Origin of the sequence: Conyzicola nivalis, from assembly GCF_040548875.1 — a bacterium.
In the GTDB taxonomy this organism is placed as follows: Bacteria; Actinomycetota; Actinomycetes; order Actinomycetales; family Microbacteriaceae; genus Conyzicola; species Conyzicola nivalis_A.
This window is the reverse complement of the sequence record NZ_JBEPSJ010000001.1, coordinates 1,158,041-1,176,235: the sequence shown is the minus strand read 5'-3', so window position 1 is coordinate 1,176,235 and position 18,195 is coordinate 1,158,041. Positions and strand designations below refer to the sequence as shown.

The following is an 18,195-nucleotide window of genomic DNA, read 5'->3' as shown; positions in this document are numbered from 1 at the left end:
GATGGCGCACTTCTACCTGAACGAGCTCGTGGGCACCGCCGAGGTGGGCTCCCGCGTGTCGATCGACGGTCCGGAGGCGAGGCACGCGGTCACCGTCAGCCGGCTCGCCGTGGGCGAGTCGGTCTCGATCGGCAACGGGCGGGGCCTCGTAGCGACCGGCAGCATCGTCACCGCCGAGCACACCGAGCTCGCGATCGAGGTCGAGGCCGTCACGAGCGTGCCCCGAACTGAGCCCGCGATCTTCCTCGCGCAGGCCCTCGCGAAGGGCGACCGCGACGAGCTCGCCGTCCAGGCGGCGACCGAGCTAGGCATCGACGGGGTCATCCCGTGGACGGCCGCGCGATCCATCTCCCGCTGGGAGGGCGCCAAGATCGCCAAGGGCCACGACCGCTGGTCTGCGATCGTGCGCGAGGCCACGAAGCAGTCGATCCGCGCCTGGCTGCCCGACGTGCTCGACCTCGCCACCACGAACCAGCTCGCGCGGCTGGCGCCGGAGGTGCGGATGCTCGTGCTCGAGCCGACGGCGGAACTCGCGTTGAGCGCGCTCGAGCCCGACGACAGGGACATCGTGCTGGTCGTCGGCCCCGAGGGCGGGATCGCCCCCAACGAACTCGCCGCGCTCACCGCGGCAGGCGCCACTCTGGTGCGCCTCGGCGACACCGTGCTGCGCACCTCGACCGCGGGACCGGCGGCGATCGCTGTGCTGAACGCGAAACTCGGCCGCTGGTGAGCCGCAGCGCCTGAGCGGGACAACGATTAAGCTTGTCGCTATGTCCACACCAGAGCCCTCCGTGTTCTCCCGCATCGTCGCGCGTGAGATCCCCGCTGAGATCGTCTTCGAGAGCGACGACGTCATCGCGATCAGGGACATCGCCCCGAAGGCCCCGGTGCACCTGCTCGTGATCCCTAAGACGGAGCAGTACCGCGACGTCGCCGAGCTGGCCGCCGGCGACCCCGCCCTGCTGGCGGAGCTGGTGCGCGTCGCCCAGCAGCTCGCGGACGAGCAGTCCGACGGCGAGTTCCGTCTCGTCTTCAACACCGGCGAGAGAGCCGGACAGACCGTGTTCCACGTGCACGCCCACGTGCTCGGCGGACACCTACCGGAAGGCAGCCTTGCCGACTAGCGACAGCAGCACTCCAGAACCCACGTTCAACCGGGTCGAGCTCGAGGTGGACGGAGTCGCCATGGTGCGGCTGCTCGGCCCCCAAGACCGCCTGCTGCACACCATCGAACGGCAGTTCCCCCTCGTGAACGTGCTCGTCCGAGGCAACCGCATCACCCTGTCCGTCGACCCTCTCGACGAGGGTGGACCCGATCAACTGCAACCGGCACTCCTGCTGGTCGAGGAGCTCATCCGTATGGTCAGTAACGGCGTCGACCTCGGCGAGACCGAGGTAACCCAGTCCGCGCGCATCCTGCGCGAGAAGTCGGGAAGCCCGGCCGAGCTGCTCAGCCAGGCGATCCTCACCAGTCGCGGCAAGAGCGTGCGCCCGAAGACCATCGGCCAGAAGGAGTACGTCGACGCGATCGACGAGAACACGATCGTGTTCGGCATCGGGCCGGCCGGAACGGGCAAGACCTATCTGGCCATGGCGAAGGCCGTGCAGGCGCTCCAGCGCAAGGAGGTCGAACGGATCATCCTCACGCGCCCCGCCGTGGAGGCGGGGGAGCGGCTCGGGTTCCTCCCCGGCAGCCTCAACGACAAGATCGACCCCTACCTGCGGCCGCTCTACGACGCCCTCAACGAGATGATGGACCCCGAGCTGGTGCCGAAGCTGCTCGCGGCCGGCACCATCGAGGTCGCCCCGCTCGCCTACATGCGCGGACGCACCCTCAACAACGCGTTCATCATCCTCGACGAGGCACAGAACACGACGCCCGAGCAGATGAAGATGTTCCTGACCCGTCTCGGCTTCGGTTCGAAGATGGTCGTCACCGGCGACATCACGCAGGTCGACCTGCCGATGGGAGCGAGCGGGCTCCAGCTGGTCACCCACGTGCTCGACGAGATGGACGACATCGTCTTCGCACAGCTCACGAGCGCCGACGTCGTGCGCCACAACCTCGTCGGCCAGATCGTCGACGCCTATACCAAGTTCGACGCCGAGCGCCAGCGCCAGGATTACGAACGACAGAACCCACGAAAGCGCTGACATGTCCATCGAAGTGAACAACGAGTCGACGATCCCGGTCGACGAGACCATCCTCCAGCGCCTCGCCACCTACGCGCTCGACGAGCTGCACGTGCACGCCGACGCCGAGCTGTCGATCATCCTCGTCGACGAGGCCGCCATGGAGCAGCTGCACGTCCAGTGGATGGACGAACCAGGCCCCACCGACGTGCTCAGCTTCCCCATGGACGAGCTGCGCCCCGGCACGGAAGACGCGATCACCCCTGCCGGGCTGCTCGGCGACATCGTGCTCTGCCCGCAGGTGGCGATCGAGCAGGCCGAGACCGCCGGCCATTCCCCGATCGAGGAGATGCTGATGCTCACCACGCACGGGCTGCTGCACCTGCTCGGCTTCGACCACGCCGAGCCGCAGGATGAGAAAGAGATGTTCGGCCTGCAGCGCGACATACTCGTCGGCTTCTCGCTCGCCGAACGACGACGGTAGTCGCCCATGATGATCGCGCTCTTCGTGAGCGTCGCCGTGCTGCTCGTGCTCTTCGGCGGACTGCTCGCCGCGGCAGACGCCTCGCTCACGGTGCTCAGCCGCACGGACCTCGTCGACATGGCGTCGTCGAGCCGGTCGAGCCGCTCGCTCCTGGCCATCTCCGAGGACATCGGAACCCACACCAACGCGCTCAACTTCATGCGCGTCGTCTCGGAGACCACGGCCGCCGTGCTCGTGTCGCTGTCGTTCGCCTACGCGATCGAGCAGTGGTGGTTCGCCCTGCTCTGGTCGGCGCTCATCATGACCGCCGCCTCGTTCGTACTGGTCGGGTCGAGCCCTCGCAGCGTCGGGCGCGCGCACCCGCGCGGCACCCTTCGCTATACGGCCCGGCTCATCCGCGGCATCCGCCTCTTCCTCGGTCCCATCGCGAACGCGCTCGTCGCCGTCGGCAACAGGGTCACCCCCGGCCGGCCCAAGTCGGCGACGTTCTCGAGCGAGGAGCAGCTGCTCAGCATGGTCGACGAGGCGACGGAGCTCGACGTGCTCGAGGAGGTCGACCGCGAGCTCATCCACTCGATCTTCGAGTTCAGCGACACCGTCGCCCGTGAGGTGATGATCCCGCGCACCGACATGATCACCGTCGACGGCGACGAGGCCATCGGCACCGCCATGGCCATCTTCCTCAGCCGCGGGGTCTCGCGCATGCCGGTGATCGGCGAGAACGTCGACGAGGTGCTGGGCATCCTGCACCTGCGCGACGTCGCCCGACTCGGCTACGAGCAGCCCCTCGGCGGCGACACGATCACCGTCGTCGAACTCGCCCGCCCCGTGCTGTTCGCGCCCGAGTCGCAGAAGGCCGACAGCCTGCTGCGTCGCATGCAGCTCGAGTCGAACCACCTCGCGATGGTCGTCGACGAATACGGCGGAATCGCCGGGCTCGTCACCCTCGAAGACCTCATCGAAGAGCTCGTCGGCGACATCTCCGACGAGTACGACCACGACGTCCCCGACGTCGAGACCATCGGCGACGGCGTCTTCCGGGTCAGCGCACGCCTGCCCATCGACGAGCTCGGCGACCTCTTCCGCATCGAGCTCGACGACGACGAGGTCGACTCGGTCGGCGGGCTGTTGACCAAGACACTGGGTAGGCTTCCGATAGCGGGCTCGACGGCCACCGTCTCGGGACTCGTGCTCACCGCCGACCGCACGGAGGGTCGACGCCGACGCGTCTCCACCGTCGTGGTCGAACGCGATCACTCCGTGATGCTCGAGGGCGCCGACAGCGCGAAAACAGAAAGCGATTAACGTGGACACCAACGCAGCACCAGACTTCCGGGCGGGCTTCGTCTCCTTCGTCGGCCGGCCCAACGTCGGCAAGTCGACGCTCACCAACGCGCTCGTCGGCGAGAAGGTCGCGATCACCAGCTCGAAGCCGCAGACCACTCGCCGCGCCATCCGCGGAATCGTGCACCAGAAGAGCGGGCAGCTCGTCGTCGTCGACACCCCGGGAATGCACCGCCCGCGCACCCTGCTCGGCGAACGGCTCAACAGCATCGTGCAGACCACGCTCGGCGACGTCGACGTCGTCGGTCTCTGCCTCCCCGCCAACGAGAAGATCGGCCCGGGCGACAGGTTCATCAGCGAACAGCTCGACTCGTTCCCGCGCGCCAAGAAGGTCGCGATCGTCACCAAGATCGACGCCGCCTCGCGCCCCGCCGTTGCCGAGCAGCTGCTCGCCATCTCAGAGCTGCGGGAGGACTGGGAGGCGATCATCCCGATCTCGGCCACCAGCCGCATCCAGCTCGACACCCTGATGACGCAGCTCATCAAGCTCATGCCGCTCTCCCCGCCCCTCTACCCGCTCGACACGGTCACCGACGAGGGCCTCGAGTCGCGCGTCTCCGAGCTCATCCGCGAGGCGACGCTCGAGGGCGTCATGGACGAGCTCCCGCACTCCATCGCGGTCACGGTCGACGACATGATCGAGCGCGACGACAAGGACCTCGTCGAGATCTACGCGAACGTGTTCGTCGAACGCGACAGCCAGAAGGGCATCATCATCGGCCACCAGGGCGAACGGCTGCAGGACGTCGGCGCCCGCGCCCGGCACGAGATCGAGAAGCTCGTCGGCAAGCAGGTCTACCTGTCGCTGCGGGTGAAGGTCGCGAAGGACTGGCAGCGAGACGCCAAGCAGCTCGGACGCCTCGGCTTCTAAGGGGATTGGCCCCGTCAATCGCAAGGATGATTTTTGCCGGGCGTGCACGTGGGCGCGACTGACGCCGCCTACCGTGTACCTATGGTGATCCGCACGCTGAAGAAGCAGCAGTACGTCGTCGACGTGGCGATCGCCGTCGCGTACTACGTGCTCGCCGCCCAGTATTTCGGCGGATACAACGTCTACTTCGCCAACGACACGGGCGACAACGGCTACATCATCATCATCGGCGGCTACGCGCTGGCGCTCGCCCTGCGACGCGTGAGCCCCGGAATCGCGCTCGGGATCGCCTGGGTGATCTCGATCGTCCAGATGTGGTTCGACGTGAGCCCGAGCGTCTACAACGTCGCGACGCTGATCGTCGTCTACACGGCGTCGGCGTACGGCGGAAGAATCGTGCGGTCGCTGGCACTCGCCTCCGTGGGGGTGGGCGCCCTCGTCGCCGCCGCCTTCCTGACGGTGCAGGGAGCGGCTCTCGGCGTTTCCGAGTCGATCTTCGGATTCAGCACGCTGCCCGCCACGATCCTCCAGTTCGTGCTGCTGTTCTTCGCGATGCTGTTCGTGCTCGGGGTGCCATGGCTGCTCGGACTCCTCGTTCGCTGGATGACCCGCAACCGCGAGAGCCGCGAGGCGAAGGAGGCCGCGGAACAGATCGTCATCGTCGAGCAGGAGCGCAACCGCATCGCCCGCGACATGCACGACGTCGTCGCGCACTCGCTCGCCGTCGTCATCGCCCAGTCCGACGGCGCGCGGTACGTGCGCCGGACCGACCCGGAGGCGGTCGACGAGGCGCTGCTCGCCATCTCGACGACGGCTCGCGACGCGCTCGGCGACGTGCGGCTGCTCCTCGGCCAGCTGCGGCACAGCCAGGGCGACGGACCGCAGCCGGTGCTCGCCGACCTCGACCGGCTGCTCGACCAGTTCCGCGCATCCGGGCTCACCGTCGTCTTCGAGCAGAACGGCCAGCCGCGCCCGCTCGGCACCGCGCACGAACTCTCGGTGTACCGCATCGTGCAGGAGGCGATCACCAACGCACTGCGCCACGGCGACCACGCCCGCGACGTCACGGTGCGCTTCGACTGGCTGCCCGACACCCTCGACATCAGCATCACGAACGGAATAGACGTGCCGACCACCACCGCAGAACTCCACATCGGGCACGGGCTCGCCGGCATGACCGAGCGGGCCGCCCTCGTCGGAGGCCTGCTGCAGGCCGCCCCGGACGGATCGCGGTTCGTGGTCTCCGCCTCCCTGCCGACGAACGCGCCGACGTCGTGAGCTCCCGCATCCGCGTCGGCCTGGTCGACGACCAGGCGCTGTTCCGCACCGGCATCCGCATGCTCGTCTCCAGCCAGGCCGATCTCGAGTTCGTCGGCCAGGCGGGCGACGGCGTCGAGGGCATCGCGATGGCCGCGACGGCGCTGCCCGACGTCATCCTCATGGACATCCGCATGCCGGTCATGGACGGCATCGAGTCGACCCGCGAGATCCTCGCGCAGGCCGCCCAGCGCGGCGGCCCGCAGCCGCGCATCATCGTGCTCACCACCTTCGACCTCGACGAGGCCGCGATGCGCGCGATCCGGGGCGGGGCGAGCGGATTCCTGTTGAAGGACGCCGACCCCGAGTTCCTGCTGGCGGCGATCCGCACTGTGCACGCGGGAACCTCGGTGATCGCGGCATCCGCCACTCGCGAGCTGTTCGAGAACTTCGACTCGCAGGCGACCTCCGCCGTGCCGGCGTCGTTCGACACCCTCACCGCCCGCGAGAAGGACATCTTCGTGCTGGCGGCGCGCGGTCTCAGCAACTCCGAGATCGCGGCGACGGAGTTCCTCAGCGAGGCCACGGTCAAGACCCACATCTCGCGCGTGCTGGGAAAGCTGGGCCTGCGTGACCGCGTGCAGCTCGTCGTCTTCGCCTACGAGAACCGGCTGACCGACTAGAACCTCATTCTCGAGAGGTATGCGGCCACGACCTCAGTCCGATGTGGCGAGCAGCCCGGCTTCATAGCGTTGGAGCATGGAAACCTCAGCACCTATCAACGGCACCCCCGCCGACCTCGTCGCCCGGGTCGACGGCCTCGGAAAGACCTACGGCGCGAAGGAGAACCGGGTCGCCGCCCTGCTCGACGTGAGCCTCGGCATCCGCCGCGGCGAGTTCACGGCGATCATGGGCCCGAGCGGCTCCGGCAAGTCGACGCTCATGCACATCATGGCCGGTCTCGACTCGGCGTCCACGGGGAGGGCGTGGCTCGGCGACACGGAGATCACGGGACTGGCGGATGACGCGCTGACGATCCTGAGGCGCCGTCGCGTCGGCTTCGTCTTCCAGTCGTTCAACCTCGTTCCGACGCTCGACATCGAGGGGAACATCCTGCTCCCGTTCGAACTCGACGGACGCCGTCCGTCGACCGCTGAGCGTGCGTGGATCGACCAGCTGGTCGACTCGCTCGGTCTCGGCGCCCGGCTGCGTCACCGCCCCCACGAGCTGTCGGGCGGGCAGCAGCAGCGCGTCGCCATCGCCCGCGCGCTCGCCACCCGCCCCGACCTCGTCTTCGCCGACGAGCCGACCGGAAACCTCGACTCGCGCACCAGCCGCGAGGTGCTCACCCTGCTGCAGGCCGCCGGTCGCGAATACGGGCAGAGCATCGCTATGGTGACCCACGACCCGATCGCCGCCAGCTACGCCGACCGCATCGTGTTCCTCGCCGACGGCAGGGTCGTGCGCGACCTCGGCAAGTCGACGGCGGAAGAGATCTCGGGTCTGATGCTCGGGATGGAGCGTGCCGCGTGAACCGGCTCAGCCCGAGCGAACACGGCCCCAGCGTGCTGGTCGCGGCGCTCAGTGCGGCGTTCGGTGTGTCGGTGCTGCAATTCGTCGGCGTCATCAGCCAGGCGCTGTCGGCCGACCGCGTGACGGGGGACAGCGGCACGGTCGCGATCTTCCTCGGCATCGTCGCGCTGGTCTTCATCGTCATCGCCGTGTACGTCGGGGCGATCGTCACGGCCAACACGTTCTCGACGATCATCGCGGGACGCACCCGCACCATCGCCCTGCTTCGGCTCATCGGCTCGAGCGCCCGCACGCAGCGCCGGGCGGTCGCCCGTGAGGGCCTCGCGGTCGGCGTCGCCGGCACCGTCATCGGCGCCGTGGTCGGCACCGGCGTCACCGCCGCGACGGTGGCCGTCGGGGTCGCGGCGGGGTTCATCCCCGGGGGAGTGGCGTTCTCGTTCGTGTCACCGGTGCTGATCCTGCCCATGGTCGCCGTCGTCCTCACCACGTGGATCGCGTCGTGGGTGGGGTCGCGTCGCGTGCTCGTGGTCTCGCCCATGGAGGCGACCGGTGCGGCCCACGAGCAGAGCCGGGCCGAGGCATCCGCATCGAAAGCACGCACCGCCGTCGCCGTCGCGCTCTTCGTCGTCGGAACGGGGGTGCTCATCGTCGCCGTGATCGTCGGCCTCGTGAACCCGCTCGCGGTGCTGATCGGTGTCGTCGGCGGGCTCCTGTCGTTCACCGGCCTGGTCATCGGCGCGCACGTGGTCATGCCGGTGGCGCTGCGGCTCGTCGGGCGACTGTTCGGCGACAGCGCCCCGGCACGCCTCGCGGCGGAGAACGCCGTGCGCTACCCCGAGCGGTCGTCGCGCACCACCATCGGCCTCGTCATCGGGATCACCCTCGTGACGATGTTCGCGGTGGCGCTGCAGTCGTACCAGAACCTGCTCACGGCGGCGCAGGACGCGAACCCGGAGTACTACCAGGGCATCGACGAGGCCTTCGCCATGACTCTCGTGGTCTTCTCGATCCTGATGGGGTTCAGTGCTCTCATCGCCGCGGTCGGCATGGTGAACAACCTGTCGCTCAGTGTGCTGCAGCGCACCCGCGAGCTCGGCCTGCTGCGCGCGCTGGGGTTCACCGGCCGGCAGGTTCGCGGCATGATCACGGCCGAGAGCGCCCAGCTCACCGCCGCCTCCGTGATCGTCGGCCTCGTGCTCGGGGTGTTCTACGGCTGGGCGGGCGCGCAGTCGCTGTTCGGAAGCATCAACGGCAGCCCCGGGTTCGTGGCGCCCGGCATCCCGCTGCCGTTCCTGGCCGGGGTGGTCGTGCTCGCCGCGGCGCTCACTCTCGTGGCATCCGTCGGTCCCTCACGTCGCGCGACCCGTGTCACCCCCGTGGCGGCCCTCGCCCTCGACTAGCCGCACCCGCACCCGCACCCGCACCCGCACCCCCACCGGGTGCGGGTGTCGGAAATTCAGGAGTTAGCGGGCGGGGACTGCTTGCCGCGCGCGGCATTCCGGGGACGCGACGTCGGGCGCATCCGCTAACTCCTGAATATCCGACGGTTCGCCGGCGGCGACGGTCTGCCGGCGGCGACGGTTCGCCGGCGACGGTTCGCCGGCGGCCCCGGCTCGTGTGCGGTCGACTCGGAATCGACCGCCGTTCCGCGGGTGGCAGGTGGTACTCTCGAAATGTGCTGTTCGGTCTGCTCCTCCTTAGCTGCCGCGACGAGTCCTAACCCAGGCCTCACTCGTCGCGGAGTTCGTTGTCGGCTGACCACCACTAAGCGAGAGAACCAGAGACCATGAAGAACACACAGCAGCCTTCTGGCATGCCGATTCACAAGTACCGTCCGTACCACGAGCAGTTGACCGTCGACCTGCCCGACCGCACCTGGCCGTCGAAGCGCATCACGACCGCGCCGCGCTGGTGCGCCGTCGACCTGCGCGACGGAAACCAGGCGCTCATCGACCCGATGAGCCCCGAGCGCAAGCGCATCATGTTCGATCTGCTCGTCAAGATGGGCTACAAGGAGATCGAGGTCGGGTTCCCGTCGGCGTCGCAGACCGACTTCGACTTCGTGCGAAGCCTCATCGAAGAGAACCTGATCCCCGACGACGTCACCATCCAGGTGCTGACCCAGGCGCGCGAGGGGCTGATCAACCGCACCTACGAGTCGATCGCCGGCGCGAAGCAGGCCATCGTTCACCTCTACAACTCCACAAGCGTGCTGCAGCGCGACGTCGTGTTCCGCACCGACAAGCAGGGCATCATCGACATCGCCCTCGAGGGGGCGCGCCTCTGCAAGGCGGCCGAGAAGACGGTTCCCGAGGTCGACGTGCACTACGAGTACTCGCCCGAGAGCTACACGGGCACCGAGCTCGAGTTCGCGCTCGACATCTGCAACCAGGTGGTCGACGCCCTGGGCGGAACCCCCGAGCGCCCCGTCATCATCAACCTGCCGGCGACCGTCGAGATGGCGACGCCGAACGTCTACGCGGATTCGATCGAGTGGATGTCTCGCAACTTCGCCCGCCGCGACAGCATCATCCTCAGCCTCCACCCGCACAACGACCGTGGCACGGGCATCGCGGCCGCCGAGCTCGGCTACCTGGCAGGCGCCGACCGCATAGAGGGCTGCCTGTTCGGCAACGGAGAGCGCACCGGCAACGTCGACCTGGTCGCCCTCGGCATCAACCTGTTCACGCAGGGCATCGACCCGCAGATCGACTTCAGCGACCTCGACGAGGTCAAGCGCACCGCCGAGTACTGCAACCAGCTGCCGGTGCCCGAGCGCAGCCCGTGGGCCGGCGACCTGGTCTACACCGCGTTCAGCGGCTCCCACCAGGACGCGATCAAGAAGGGCTTCGAGGCCATGGCCGTCGACGCCGAGGCGCAGGGCAAGTCGGTCGACGAGCTGCTCTGGGCCGTTCCGTACCTGCCGATCGACCCGAAAGACCTGGGACGCAGCTACGAAGCCGTCATCCGCGTCAACTCCCAGTCGGGCAAGGGCGGAGTCGCCTACCTGCTGAAGACCGACCACGCGCTCGACCTGCCGCGCAAGCTGCAGATCGAGTTCTCCGGCGTCGTACAGGCGAAGACCGACGCCGAGGGCGGCGAGGTCACGAGCGCCCAGATCTGGGACATCTTCCAGGACGAATACCTGCCCGCCCCCGTCAGCCACCCGGAAGCCAAGTGGGGACGTTTCGAGCTCACCCGCACGCAGACGGCCAGCGACCTGGGCGGCGAGGTCTCGCTGCAGACCGTGCTGCGGGTCGGGGAGGACGTGATCAATGCGGATGCCACGGGCAACGGTCCGATCGCGGCATTCCTGAACATCATGGCCGAACAGGGCATCGACGTGAAGTTGTTCGACTACGTCGAGCACGCGCTCAGCGCCGGCGGCGACGCCTACGCCGCGGCCTACGTCGAGCTCAACGTCAACGGCGTGCGCCTCTGGGGAGTCGGAATCGACGCCGACATCTCCACCGCATCCCTCAAGGCCGTCGTGTCTGCTGTGAACCGCGCCGTGCGCGCCACCACGGGCGACCGACAGCTCGCCTCCGTCTGACGCTGTGCGCGGGCGGCCTGACGGCGGCCGCCCGCGCTAACCGCGCCGCGGCTGTATGTGCGCAGGGGTGTGATCGGAAATTCAGGAGTTGGCGTCCGCGCGACCACCGGCCATCCGCGCTATCGCAGGGGTGGCCCGGCGAGCGGATGCCCTAACACCTGAGTTTCCGATGGTCTGCGCCGTTGTGGAGCTTGTTACCCGCACGAACACCTGATGTGCCGGGCAACCCGCACCGCGCCCGGCCCGCGTCGGCAGAGCGGCGTGAATCGGAAATTCAGGAGTTAGGCGTCCGCGACAACTTGTGAGGCCGGGTGATCCCGCGGGTTCACGAACCCCGGAGGGCGTAACTCCTGAATTTCCGCAACGGGGCGGGGGAGACAGGGGTGGGGAGGGCGGCCGGGAAAGAGGCGGCGGGTCGCGGGAGACGGGGCTCGTCAGCGGCGGAAGTTTCGGAAGTTGCGGAACCGCCGCAGCGAGGGCAACCGCTCCAGTCGGCGCTGCTCGGGCAGGCTCCAGTTGAACAGCACCGCGAGCACGCGCACCCCGAAGGTCACGACGACGCAGACCACCGCGGCGACGGTCACGTTGACACCGAACGCGACGAGCACGGCCAGCGTCGATGTGCCCGCCAGCGCTGCGACCGCGTAGAGGGATCCGACCTGCATGATCGCGATCGGCAGGTTGAGCAGCAGGTCGCGCAGGATCGAGCCGCCGACCGCCGACAGCGCTCCGACGAAGACCGCGGGCACCGGGGGCACTCCGACGGCGAGGGCCTTCGTCGTGCCGATGGCGCCGAACAGTCCGATCGTCAGCGCATCCAGCACGGTGATGACCTTCGAGAGACGGCTGAGGACACGCTCGAGGAACATACCCACGAGCGCCGCGATAGTCGCGGCGGGCAGGTACCAGTTGCTCTGCATCGCGGCCGGCAACTCGTTGAGAAGAAGGTCGCGGAGGATTCCGCCGCCGAAGCCGGTGGCGATGCCGATGATGGCCACCCCGAGCAGGTCGAGTCTGCGGTCACGGAACTGGGCGGCGAACAGCGCACCCTGCAGGCTGCCGATGCAGATGGCGAGGATGTCCGCCCAGGCGGGGATGAAGAAGGCGGCTTGCGTCACCAGTCCATTGTCGTGCCTCGGCGTCGCATCGTGGTGGATGCACGGGACTCGACTTGCGGCCGGCACCCTTCCGCGGTGCCCGCCTGTCGCCACCCACCCGATGTCGCTCCAGCGCCGATAATAGACATGTGCCCCTCTACCGTGATGAAGCCGTCGTGCTGCGAACCCACAAGCTGGGCGAGGCAGACCGCATCGTCACGATGCTGAGCCGGTCGCACGGCAAGATCCGCGCGGTCGCCAAGGGCGTGCGGCGCACCGCGAGCAAGTTCGGTGCGAGACTCGAGCCGTTTATGGTCGCCGACGTGCAGCTCTATGAGGGCCGCAGCCTCGACATCATCACCCAGGCGGAGTCGCTCGGGTCGTACGGGGCCGAGATCACCGCCGACTACGGTAGCTACACCGCGGCGAGCGTCATGGTGGAGACGGCAGACAAGATCACCGACGACGACGGCTCACTGCAGCAGTACCTGCTGCTCGTCGGAGCCCTGCGCTCGCTCGCACGCCGTGAGCATCACTCCAGCGTGACCCTCGACAGCTACCTCCTCCGGTCGCTGTCCATCGCCGGTTGGGCGCCGAGCTTCGTCGACTGCGCGGTGACCGGCGCGCCCGGCCCGCACACCGTCTTCGTGGCGCAGCTCGGCGGCGTCGTCGCCGACGACGTGGCCCCTCCCGGATCGCCGCGGCTCGAGCCGAAGACCCTGCAGCTGCTCAGCGCACTGCTCACCGGCGACTGGGCGGCGGTCGAATCGTCGGACGAACGCCAGCAGAGCCAGGCGAGCGGCGTCGTGGCGGCGTACACCCAGTTTCACCTCGAGCGCACACTGCGCTCGCTGCAACACGTCGATAGGTCCACCGCATGAGATTCATCAAACCCGGCATGACGCATCCGGACGCCGTCGATTTCAAACCCGTCGACTGGACCGGCATCTACCCTCCTGTGGTGGACAAGCGCGCCGTGCCAGAACACGTCGCCATCGTCATGGACGGCAACGGGCGCTGGGCGAACGGCAAGGGGCTCACCCGCATCGAAGGTCACAAGGCGGGGGAGGCCAGCCTCCTCGACGTCGTCGCCGGTGCCATCCAGATGGGCGTCAAACACCTCAGCGTGTATGCATTCTCCACCGAGAACTGGAAGCGCTCGCCCGACGAGGTGCGCTTCCTCATGGGATTCAACCGCGACGTGCTTCACCGTCGCCGCGACCAGCTCAACGAATGGGGCGTTCGCGTGAGGTGGGCCGGCCGAAAGCCGCGACTGTGGGCATCCGTCATCAAAGAACTGCAGTTCGCAGAGCAGATGACCGCCGGCAACGACGTGCTCACCCTCACGATGTGCGTCAACTACGGGGGACGAACGGAGATCACGGATGCCGTGCGCGCCCTCGCCGAAGAAGTATCGGCCGGTCGGCTGAAGCCGAACGGGATCACCGAGAAGTCGATCCAGAAGCACCTCTACACGCCCGACCTGCCCGACGTCGATCTCTTCGTGCGCAGCTCGGGCGAGCAGCGCACCAGCAACTTCATGCTCTGGCAGAGCGCCTACGCGGAGATGGTGTTTCTCGACACGCTCTGGCCCGACTTCACCCGCGAGCAGCTGTGGGAGGCGGTGTCGCTCTACGCGAGCCGCAACCGGCGCTTCGGCGGGGCGGTCGACGCGCCGACGACCTAGGGCGAGTCTGCCGACCCGCCCACGGCCTACGGGCCGAGCCGGCGGACGAGGTGCTGTTCTCCGCGAGCGCGCCGGGCGAGAGCGCGCCGGGCGCATCCGCGGGTCGCATCCTGCCCGCGGGGAGAACTAGTCTGGCCTGATGCCTTCAGTCATTCGCACCGGAATCATCGGTTACGGCCTGTCGGGTCGCGTCTTCCACGCCCCGTTCGTCGCGACCAACCCCGCGTTCTCGCTCGACCTCATCGCCACCGGCAATGCCGACCGGCGCGCGCAGGCGCAGCAGCAGCACCCCGACGCCGAGATCGTCGACAGCCCGGAGGCGCTGCTCGCGCGGGCCGGCGACCTCGACCTGGTGATCCTCGCATCGCCGGCGCACGTGCACCTCGAGCAGGGCATCGCCGCGCTCGAGGCCGGGGCGGCGCTCGTGATCGACAAGCCGTTCGTGCCGAGTCTGAGCGACGCGAAGAAGCTCATCGCCAAGGCGGAGGAGGTCGGGCGGCCGCTCGCGGTCTTCCAGAACCGTCGCTGGGACGGCGACTTCCTCACCGTGTCCGGCCTCGTGCGCGAGGGCGTGCTCGGCGAGGTGCACCGTTTCGAGTCGACGTTCGAGCGTTGGGGAACGCCCAAGCCGGGGCAGTGGCAGGAGACCACCACGATCGAGGAGGGCGCCGGCATCACCTTCGACCTCGGCAGCCACCTCATCGACCAGGCACTGCACCTCTTCGGCCCGGCCACCGTCGAGCAGGCCGAGCTCGCGATCGTGCGCGGCGGCATCAGCGACGACGACTCCTTCATCTCGCTGCTGCACACCAGCGGCGTGCGCTCGCACCTGACCATGAGCAAGGCCGCGGCGCAGAGCGGCCCGCGCTTCCGCGTTCTGGGCAGCGAAAACGGGTACACCGTGCACGGGCTCGACAACCAGGAGCCCTTCCTCAAGCAGGGACGCTGGCCCGGATCCGAGGGCTACGGCGTCACGCCGGAGGCCGACTGGGGGCTGCTCGGCATCGACGGCTCGGAGTCGGGGCTCACCCCCGTGCCGACCGAGGCCGGCGACTACCCTGCCTTCTACGCGGGAATGGCCGCGAGTATCCTCGACGGCGCACCGGTGCCGGTCGACCCCCGGGACTCCCTCGAGGTCGTGCGCATCATCGAGCGCGCACACGCGATCGCCGCGAAGACCGAGCAGCTCTAGCCGGCCTGTCTTCGGAAATTCAGGAGTTAGCACGGGTTGACTGCTGTTCGCGCCCGGGATTCTGCGGGTGCGGCCTGTGGCGCATCCGTCTACTCCTGAATTTCCGTTCGAATCGCTGGTGGATCCGACCGCGTGACGGATCCGCCCGCCGACGCCCGCCTGGGGCCGCCACCGGCTGCCCCGCGCCCTTGTAGCGCGCCGGAGCGCGCGGCATGCTGGGTCTATGACGACCGTCAGCACCGTGTCTCCGTCTCCGGGCCTTGCCCACGCCATCGCGAGCTACGAGGCGCCGCGACTGTTCCTCGCGGCGGCGTCGATCGGGCTGCCGACGAGGGAGACCGTGGATGCCCTGCGGCGCGACCTCGAGCTCTGGTCTGCCGCCCGGCGCGACCCGATGCAGTACGACCAGATCGTCGCGAACACGCGCGCGAGCTACGCGCGGCTGGTCGGCGTGGCCCCCGACCGGGTCGCGATCGGCTCGCAGTCGTCGGCGATCACGAGCGTGCTGGCGGCGGCCGTTCCCGAGGGAGCCGAGGTGCTCTGCGTCGAGGGCGACTTCTCATCGATCGTCTTCCCGTTCCTCCAGAGAAACGGGATCGCGGTGCGGTCGGTGCCGCTCGCCGAGCTGGCCGCCGAGATCACGGATGCCACGTGGCTGGTCGTCTTCTCGCATGTGCAGTCGGCGACGGGCAGGGTGGCGGATGTCGCGGCGATCGTCTCGGCCGCCCGCGAGCACGACGCCTACACCTACTGCGACACCACGCAGTCGGCGGGCGTGCATCCGGTCGACGCCGCGCTGTTCGACGCCACGGTGTGCCATTCGTACAAGTGGCTCTGCGCGCCGCGCGGGGTGGCGTTTCTCACGGTGGGGGAGCGCTTCGAGCGTGAGCTCACGCCGATCCAGGCCGGCTGGTATTCGGGAGACGCCGTCTGGCAGTCCTGCTACGGGCCGAGCATGGCGCTCGCCCTCGACGCCCGCAAGTTCGACCTCTCGCCGGCCTGGCCGGCGTGGGTCGGAGCGGAGCCCGCCATCCGCATGTTCTCCGAACTCGACATCGACGAGGTGTGGGCGCGGGCCCGCGGGCTCGGCGACGCGTTGTGCGAGCGCCTCGGCATGGAGCCGCAGCACCAGGCGATTGTGACCTGGGCCGACCCGGACGGCGACGACCTCGCGCGACTCATGGCGGCCGGCATCAAGGTCTCGGGCCGGGCGGGCCGCCTCCGCGCCGCCTTCCACCTGTGGAACGACGAGACCGACGTCAACGCGGTCGTGGCGACCCTCGGCCGCGCCTGACCCTCACGGCGGCTTGACGCTCGACCGCCGCTCACTCTCTCGCGGAAATTCAGGAGTTACCGCCCGCCCAGTCCTGGCGAGAGGCCGATTCCCGCGGGGTCGGGCACACCGTCGCGGCGCTAACTCCTGAATTTCCGACAGGGGCGCGGCGCGGTCGGCGCCCGAACCGCCCGAGAGGGGAGACGGCGGCCGCGACATCCCGTGATCTCGGAGGCCCGCCGCGCCCCGGTAAACTGTGGCTTTACTCGGGCCGCGCATCCAGCACGGCTGAACTTTGGAGCATATCTGTGGCCAACGCCAATTCTCTCGACGCCATCATCAACCTCGCCAAGCGCAGGGGTTTCGTCTTCCAGTCGGGAGAGATCTACGGCGGTTCGCGCTCCGCCTGGGACTACGGGCCGCTCGGCGTCGCCCTCAAGGAGAACATCAAGAAGCAGTGGTGGCAGACGGTCGTGCAGGGTCGCGACGACGTCGTCGGGCTCGACTCCGCGGTCATCCTGCCGCGCAAGGTGTGGGAGGCGTCCGGTCACGTCGAGGTCTTCTCCGACCCGCTCGTCGAGTCGCTGCACACCCACAAGCGCTACCGCGCCGACCACCTCCTCGAGGCGTACGAGGAGAAGCACGGCCACCCGCCGGTCAACGGCATGGCCGACATCAAAGACCCAGACACCGGCCAGCCCGGCGCCTGGACCGAGCCGCAGAACTTCTCCGGACTGCTGAAGACCTTCCTCGGCCCCGTCGATAACGAAGAGGGCATGCACTACCTGCGCCCCGAGACCGCGCAGGGCATCTTCGTCAACTTCGCCAACGTGCTCGGCAGCGCACGCATGAAGCCCCCCTTCGGCATCGGCCAGATCGGCAAGAGCTTCCGCAACGAGATCACGCCCGGAAACTTCATCTTCCGCACCCGCGAGTTCGAGCAGATGGAGATGGAGTTCTTCGTCGAGCCCGGCACCGACGAAGAGTGGCACCAGTACTGGATCGACGCCTCGCTCGCCTGGTACACCGACCTCGGCATCAAGCCCGAGAACCTGCGCCTCTACGAGCACCCCGCCGAGAAGCTGTCTCACTACTCGAAGCGCACCGTCGACGTGGAGTACCGTTTCCGTTTCGCCGGCAGCGAGTGGGGCGAGCTGATGGGCGTCGCGAACCGTGGCGACTTCGACCTGAAGACCCACTCCGAGGCATCCGGAACCGACCTCTCGTACTTCGACCAGACGCAGGACAAGCGCTGGATCCCGTACGTGATCGAGCCCGCGTTCGGCCTGACCCGCGCGCTGATGGCGTTCCTGATCGACGCGTACGCCGAGGACGAGGCGCCGAACGCGAAGGGCGGCGTCGACAAGCGCACCGTGCTGCGCCTCGACCGTCGTCTCGCGCCGGTCAAGGTGGCCGTGCTGCCGCTGTCGCGCAACGAGCAGCTGTCGCCGCTCGCACGCTCCGTCGCCGCCGACCTGCGCAAGTACTGGAACGTCGACTTCGACGACGCCGGCGCGATCGGACGCCGCTACCGCCGCCAGGACGAGATCGGAACCCCGTTCGCGATCACCGTCGACTTCGACTCGCTCGAGGACAACGCCGTGACCGTGCGCGAGCGCGACTCGATGGCGCAGGAGCGCGTCTCGCTCGACCGCCTGCGCGGCTACCTCGCGGAGCAACTGCTGGGCGCATAACGCGCGGCGCCGGCCTTCCACTGCCCAACGCCGCCACCTCCCGGGTTTCTTCGGAAATTCAGGAGTTGGCGGCGTTC

17 protein-coding genes are annotated in these 18,195 nt (G+C 68.5%); 16 read left to right on the top strand and 1 reads right to left on the bottom strand.

Annotated features, from left to right (window positions below; all coding sequences use genetic code 11):
- Position 1: 1 nt before the first annotated feature.
- The 11 genes from ABIE21_RS05700 to leuA all read left to right on the top strand — a co-directional run bounded on the left by ABIE21_RS05700 (position 2) and on the right by leuA (position 11,175).
- On the top strand, positions 2-730 hold the full coding sequence (locus ABIE21_RS05700; RefSeq protein WP_354023802.1) for a 16S rRNA (uracil(1498)-N(3))-methyltransferase: 729 nt from the start codon (positions 2-4) through the stop codon (positions 728-730).
- Between the two features lie 40 nt (positions 731-770).
- Positions 771-1,124 (top strand): histidine triad nucleotide-binding protein, encoded by a 354-nt coding sequence (locus ABIE21_RS05695; protein WP_354023801.1) that lies wholly within the window; start codon positions 771-773, stop codon positions 1,122-1,124.
- A 61-nt stretch (positions 1,125-1,185) separates the two neighbouring features.
- On the top strand, positions 1,186-2,154 hold the full coding sequence (locus ABIE21_RS05690; RefSeq protein ID WP_354024410.1) for a PhoH family protein: 969 nt from the start codon (positions 1,186-1,188) through the stop codon (positions 2,152-2,154).
- Position 2,155: 1 nt separating this feature from the next.
- A complete protein-coding gene (ybeY, locus tag ABIE21_RS05685) occupies positions 2,156-2,617 on the top strand; it encodes an rRNA maturation RNase YbeY (RefSeq protein ID WP_354023800.1) in 462 nt (153 codons plus the stop codon).
- Between the two features lie 6 nt (positions 2,618-2,623).
- Positions 2,624-3,922 (top strand): hemolysin family protein, encoded by a 1,299-nt coding sequence (locus ABIE21_RS05680; protein WP_354023799.1) that lies wholly within the window; start codon positions 2,624-2,626, stop codon positions 3,920-3,922.
- A gap of 1 nt (position 3,923) precedes the next feature.
- A complete protein-coding gene (era, locus tag ABIE21_RS05675; protein ID WP_354023798.1) occupies positions 3,924-4,832 on the top strand; it encodes a GTPase Era in 909 nt (302 codons plus the stop codon).
- An 81-nt stretch (positions 4,833-4,913) separates the two neighbouring features.
- Positions 4,914-6,110: a sensor histidine kinase gene (locus ABIE21_RS05670; RefSeq protein ID WP_354023797.1), complete on the top strand. Its 1,197-nt coding sequence runs from the start codon at positions 4,914-4,916 to the stop codon at positions 6,108-6,110.
- Positions 6,107-6,772: a response regulator transcription factor gene (locus ABIE21_RS05665; RefSeq protein ID WP_354023796.1), complete on the top strand. Its 666-nt coding sequence runs from the start codon at positions 6,107-6,109 to the stop codon at positions 6,770-6,772. The genes ABIE21_RS05670 and ABIE21_RS05665 overlap by 4 nt, the downstream gene beginning before the upstream one ends.
- 76 nt (positions 6,773-6,848) lie before the next feature.
- On the top strand, positions 6,849-7,622 hold the full coding sequence (locus tag ABIE21_RS05660) for an ABC transporter ATP-binding protein (RefSeq protein ID WP_354023795.1): 774 nt from the start codon (positions 6,849-6,851) through the stop codon (positions 7,620-7,622).
- Positions 7,619-9,022: an ABC transporter permease gene (locus tag ABIE21_RS05655; RefSeq protein ID WP_354023794.1), complete on the top strand. Its 1,404-nt coding sequence runs from the start codon at positions 7,619-7,621 to the stop codon at positions 9,020-9,022. Before ABIE21_RS05660 ends, ABIE21_RS05655 begins: the two co-directional genes overlap by 4 nt.
- Before the next feature lie 386 nt (positions 9,023-9,408).
- Positions 9,409-11,175, top strand: coding sequence for a 2-isopropylmalate synthase (gene leuA / locus ABIE21_RS05650; RefSeq protein ID WP_354023793.1), 1,767 nt, complete (start codon positions 9,409-9,411; stop codon positions 11,173-11,175).
- A gap of 434 nt (positions 11,176-11,609) precedes the next feature.
- On the opposite strand, the gene ABIE21_RS05645 is transcribed toward leuA, so the two are convergent.
- Entirely contained in the window at positions 11,610-12,293 is a 684-nt protein-coding gene (locus ABIE21_RS05645; protein WP_354023792.1) for a trimeric intracellular cation channel family protein, read from the bottom strand.
- A gap of 128 nt (positions 12,294-12,421) precedes the next feature.
- Between ABIE21_RS05645 and recO the strand changes: the two genes are divergently transcribed.
- The 5 genes from recO to ABIE21_RS05620 all read left to right on the top strand — a co-directional run bounded on the left by recO (position 12,422) and on the right by ABIE21_RS05620 (position 18,118).
- Positions 12,422-13,153 (top strand): DNA repair protein RecO, encoded by a 732-nt coding sequence (gene recO / locus ABIE21_RS05640; RefSeq protein WP_354023791.1) that lies wholly within the window; start codon positions 12,422-12,424, stop codon positions 13,151-13,153.
- Positions 13,150-13,959 carry an isoprenyl transferase gene (locus ABIE21_RS05635; RefSeq protein WP_354023790.1) on the top strand — a complete coding sequence of 270 codons (810 nt, stop codon included), beginning with the start codon at positions 13,150-13,152 and terminating at the stop codon, positions 13,957-13,959. The genes recO and ABIE21_RS05635 overlap by 4 nt, the downstream gene beginning before the upstream one ends.
- A gap of 139 nt (positions 13,960-14,098) precedes the next feature.
- Positions 14,099-15,151 (top strand): Gfo/Idh/MocA family protein, encoded by a 1,053-nt coding sequence (locus ABIE21_RS05630; RefSeq protein ID WP_354023789.1) that lies wholly within the window; start codon positions 14,099-14,101, stop codon positions 15,149-15,151.
- Between the two features lie 223 nt (positions 15,152-15,374).
- Positions 15,375-16,445, top strand: a complete 1,071-nt coding sequence (locus ABIE21_RS05625) for an aminotransferase class V-fold PLP-dependent enzyme (protein WP_354023788.1) — start codon at positions 15,375-15,377, stop codon at positions 16,443-16,445.
- Between the two features lie 287 nt (positions 16,446-16,732).
- On the top strand, positions 16,733-18,118 hold the full coding sequence (locus ABIE21_RS05620; protein ID WP_354023787.1) for a glycine--tRNA ligase: 1,386 nt from the start codon (positions 16,733-16,735) through the stop codon (positions 18,116-18,118).
- Positions 18,119-18,195: the final 77 nt, after the last annotated feature.

What these genes read in the sequence shown, in the direction of transcription:
- ABIE21_RS05625 (WP_354023788.1), top strand. Translation starts at nt 15,375, where the DNA reads ATGACGACCGTCAGCACCGTGTCTCCGTCTCCGGGCCTTGCCCACGCC.
- ABIE21_RS05670 (WP_354023797.1), top strand. Translation starts at nt 4,914, where the DNA reads ATGGTGATCCGCACGCTGAAGAAGCAGCAGTACGTCGTCGACGTGGCG.
- ABIE21_RS05695 (WP_354023801.1), top strand. Translation starts at nt 771, where the DNA reads ATGTCCACACCAGAGCCCTCCGTGTTCTCCCGCATCGTCGCGCGTGAG.
- leuA (WP_354023793.1), top strand. Translation starts at nt 9,409, where the DNA reads ATGAAGAACACACAGCAGCCTTCTGGCATGCCGATTCACAAGTACCGT.
- ABIE21_RS05630 (WP_354023789.1), top strand. Translation starts at nt 14,099, where the DNA reads ATGCCTTCAGTCATTCGCACCGGAATCATCGGTTACGGCCTGTCGGGT.
- ABIE21_RS05660 (WP_354023795.1), top strand. Translation starts at nt 6,849, where the DNA reads ATGGAAACCTCAGCACCTATCAACGGCACCCCCGCCGACCTCGTCGCC.
- ABIE21_RS05690 (WP_354024410.1), top strand. Translation starts at nt 1,186, where the DNA reads ATGGTGCGGCTGCTCGGCCCCCAAGACCGCCTGCTGCACACCATCGAA.
- ABIE21_RS05635 (WP_354023790.1), top strand. Translation starts at nt 13,150, where the DNA reads ATGAGATTCATCAAACCCGGCATGACGCATCCGGACGCCGTCGATTTC.
- ybeY (WP_354023800.1), top strand. Translation starts at nt 2,156, where the DNA reads ATGTCCATCGAAGTGAACAACGAGTCGACGATCCCGGTCGACGAGACC.
- ABIE21_RS05700 (WP_354023802.1), top strand. Translation starts at nt 2, where the DNA reads ATGGCGCACTTCTACCTGAACGAGCTCGTGGGCACCGCCGAGGTGGGC.
- ABIE21_RS05680 (WP_354023799.1), top strand. Translation starts at nt 2,624, where the DNA reads ATGATGATCGCGCTCTTCGTGAGCGTCGCCGTGCTGCTCGTGCTCTTC.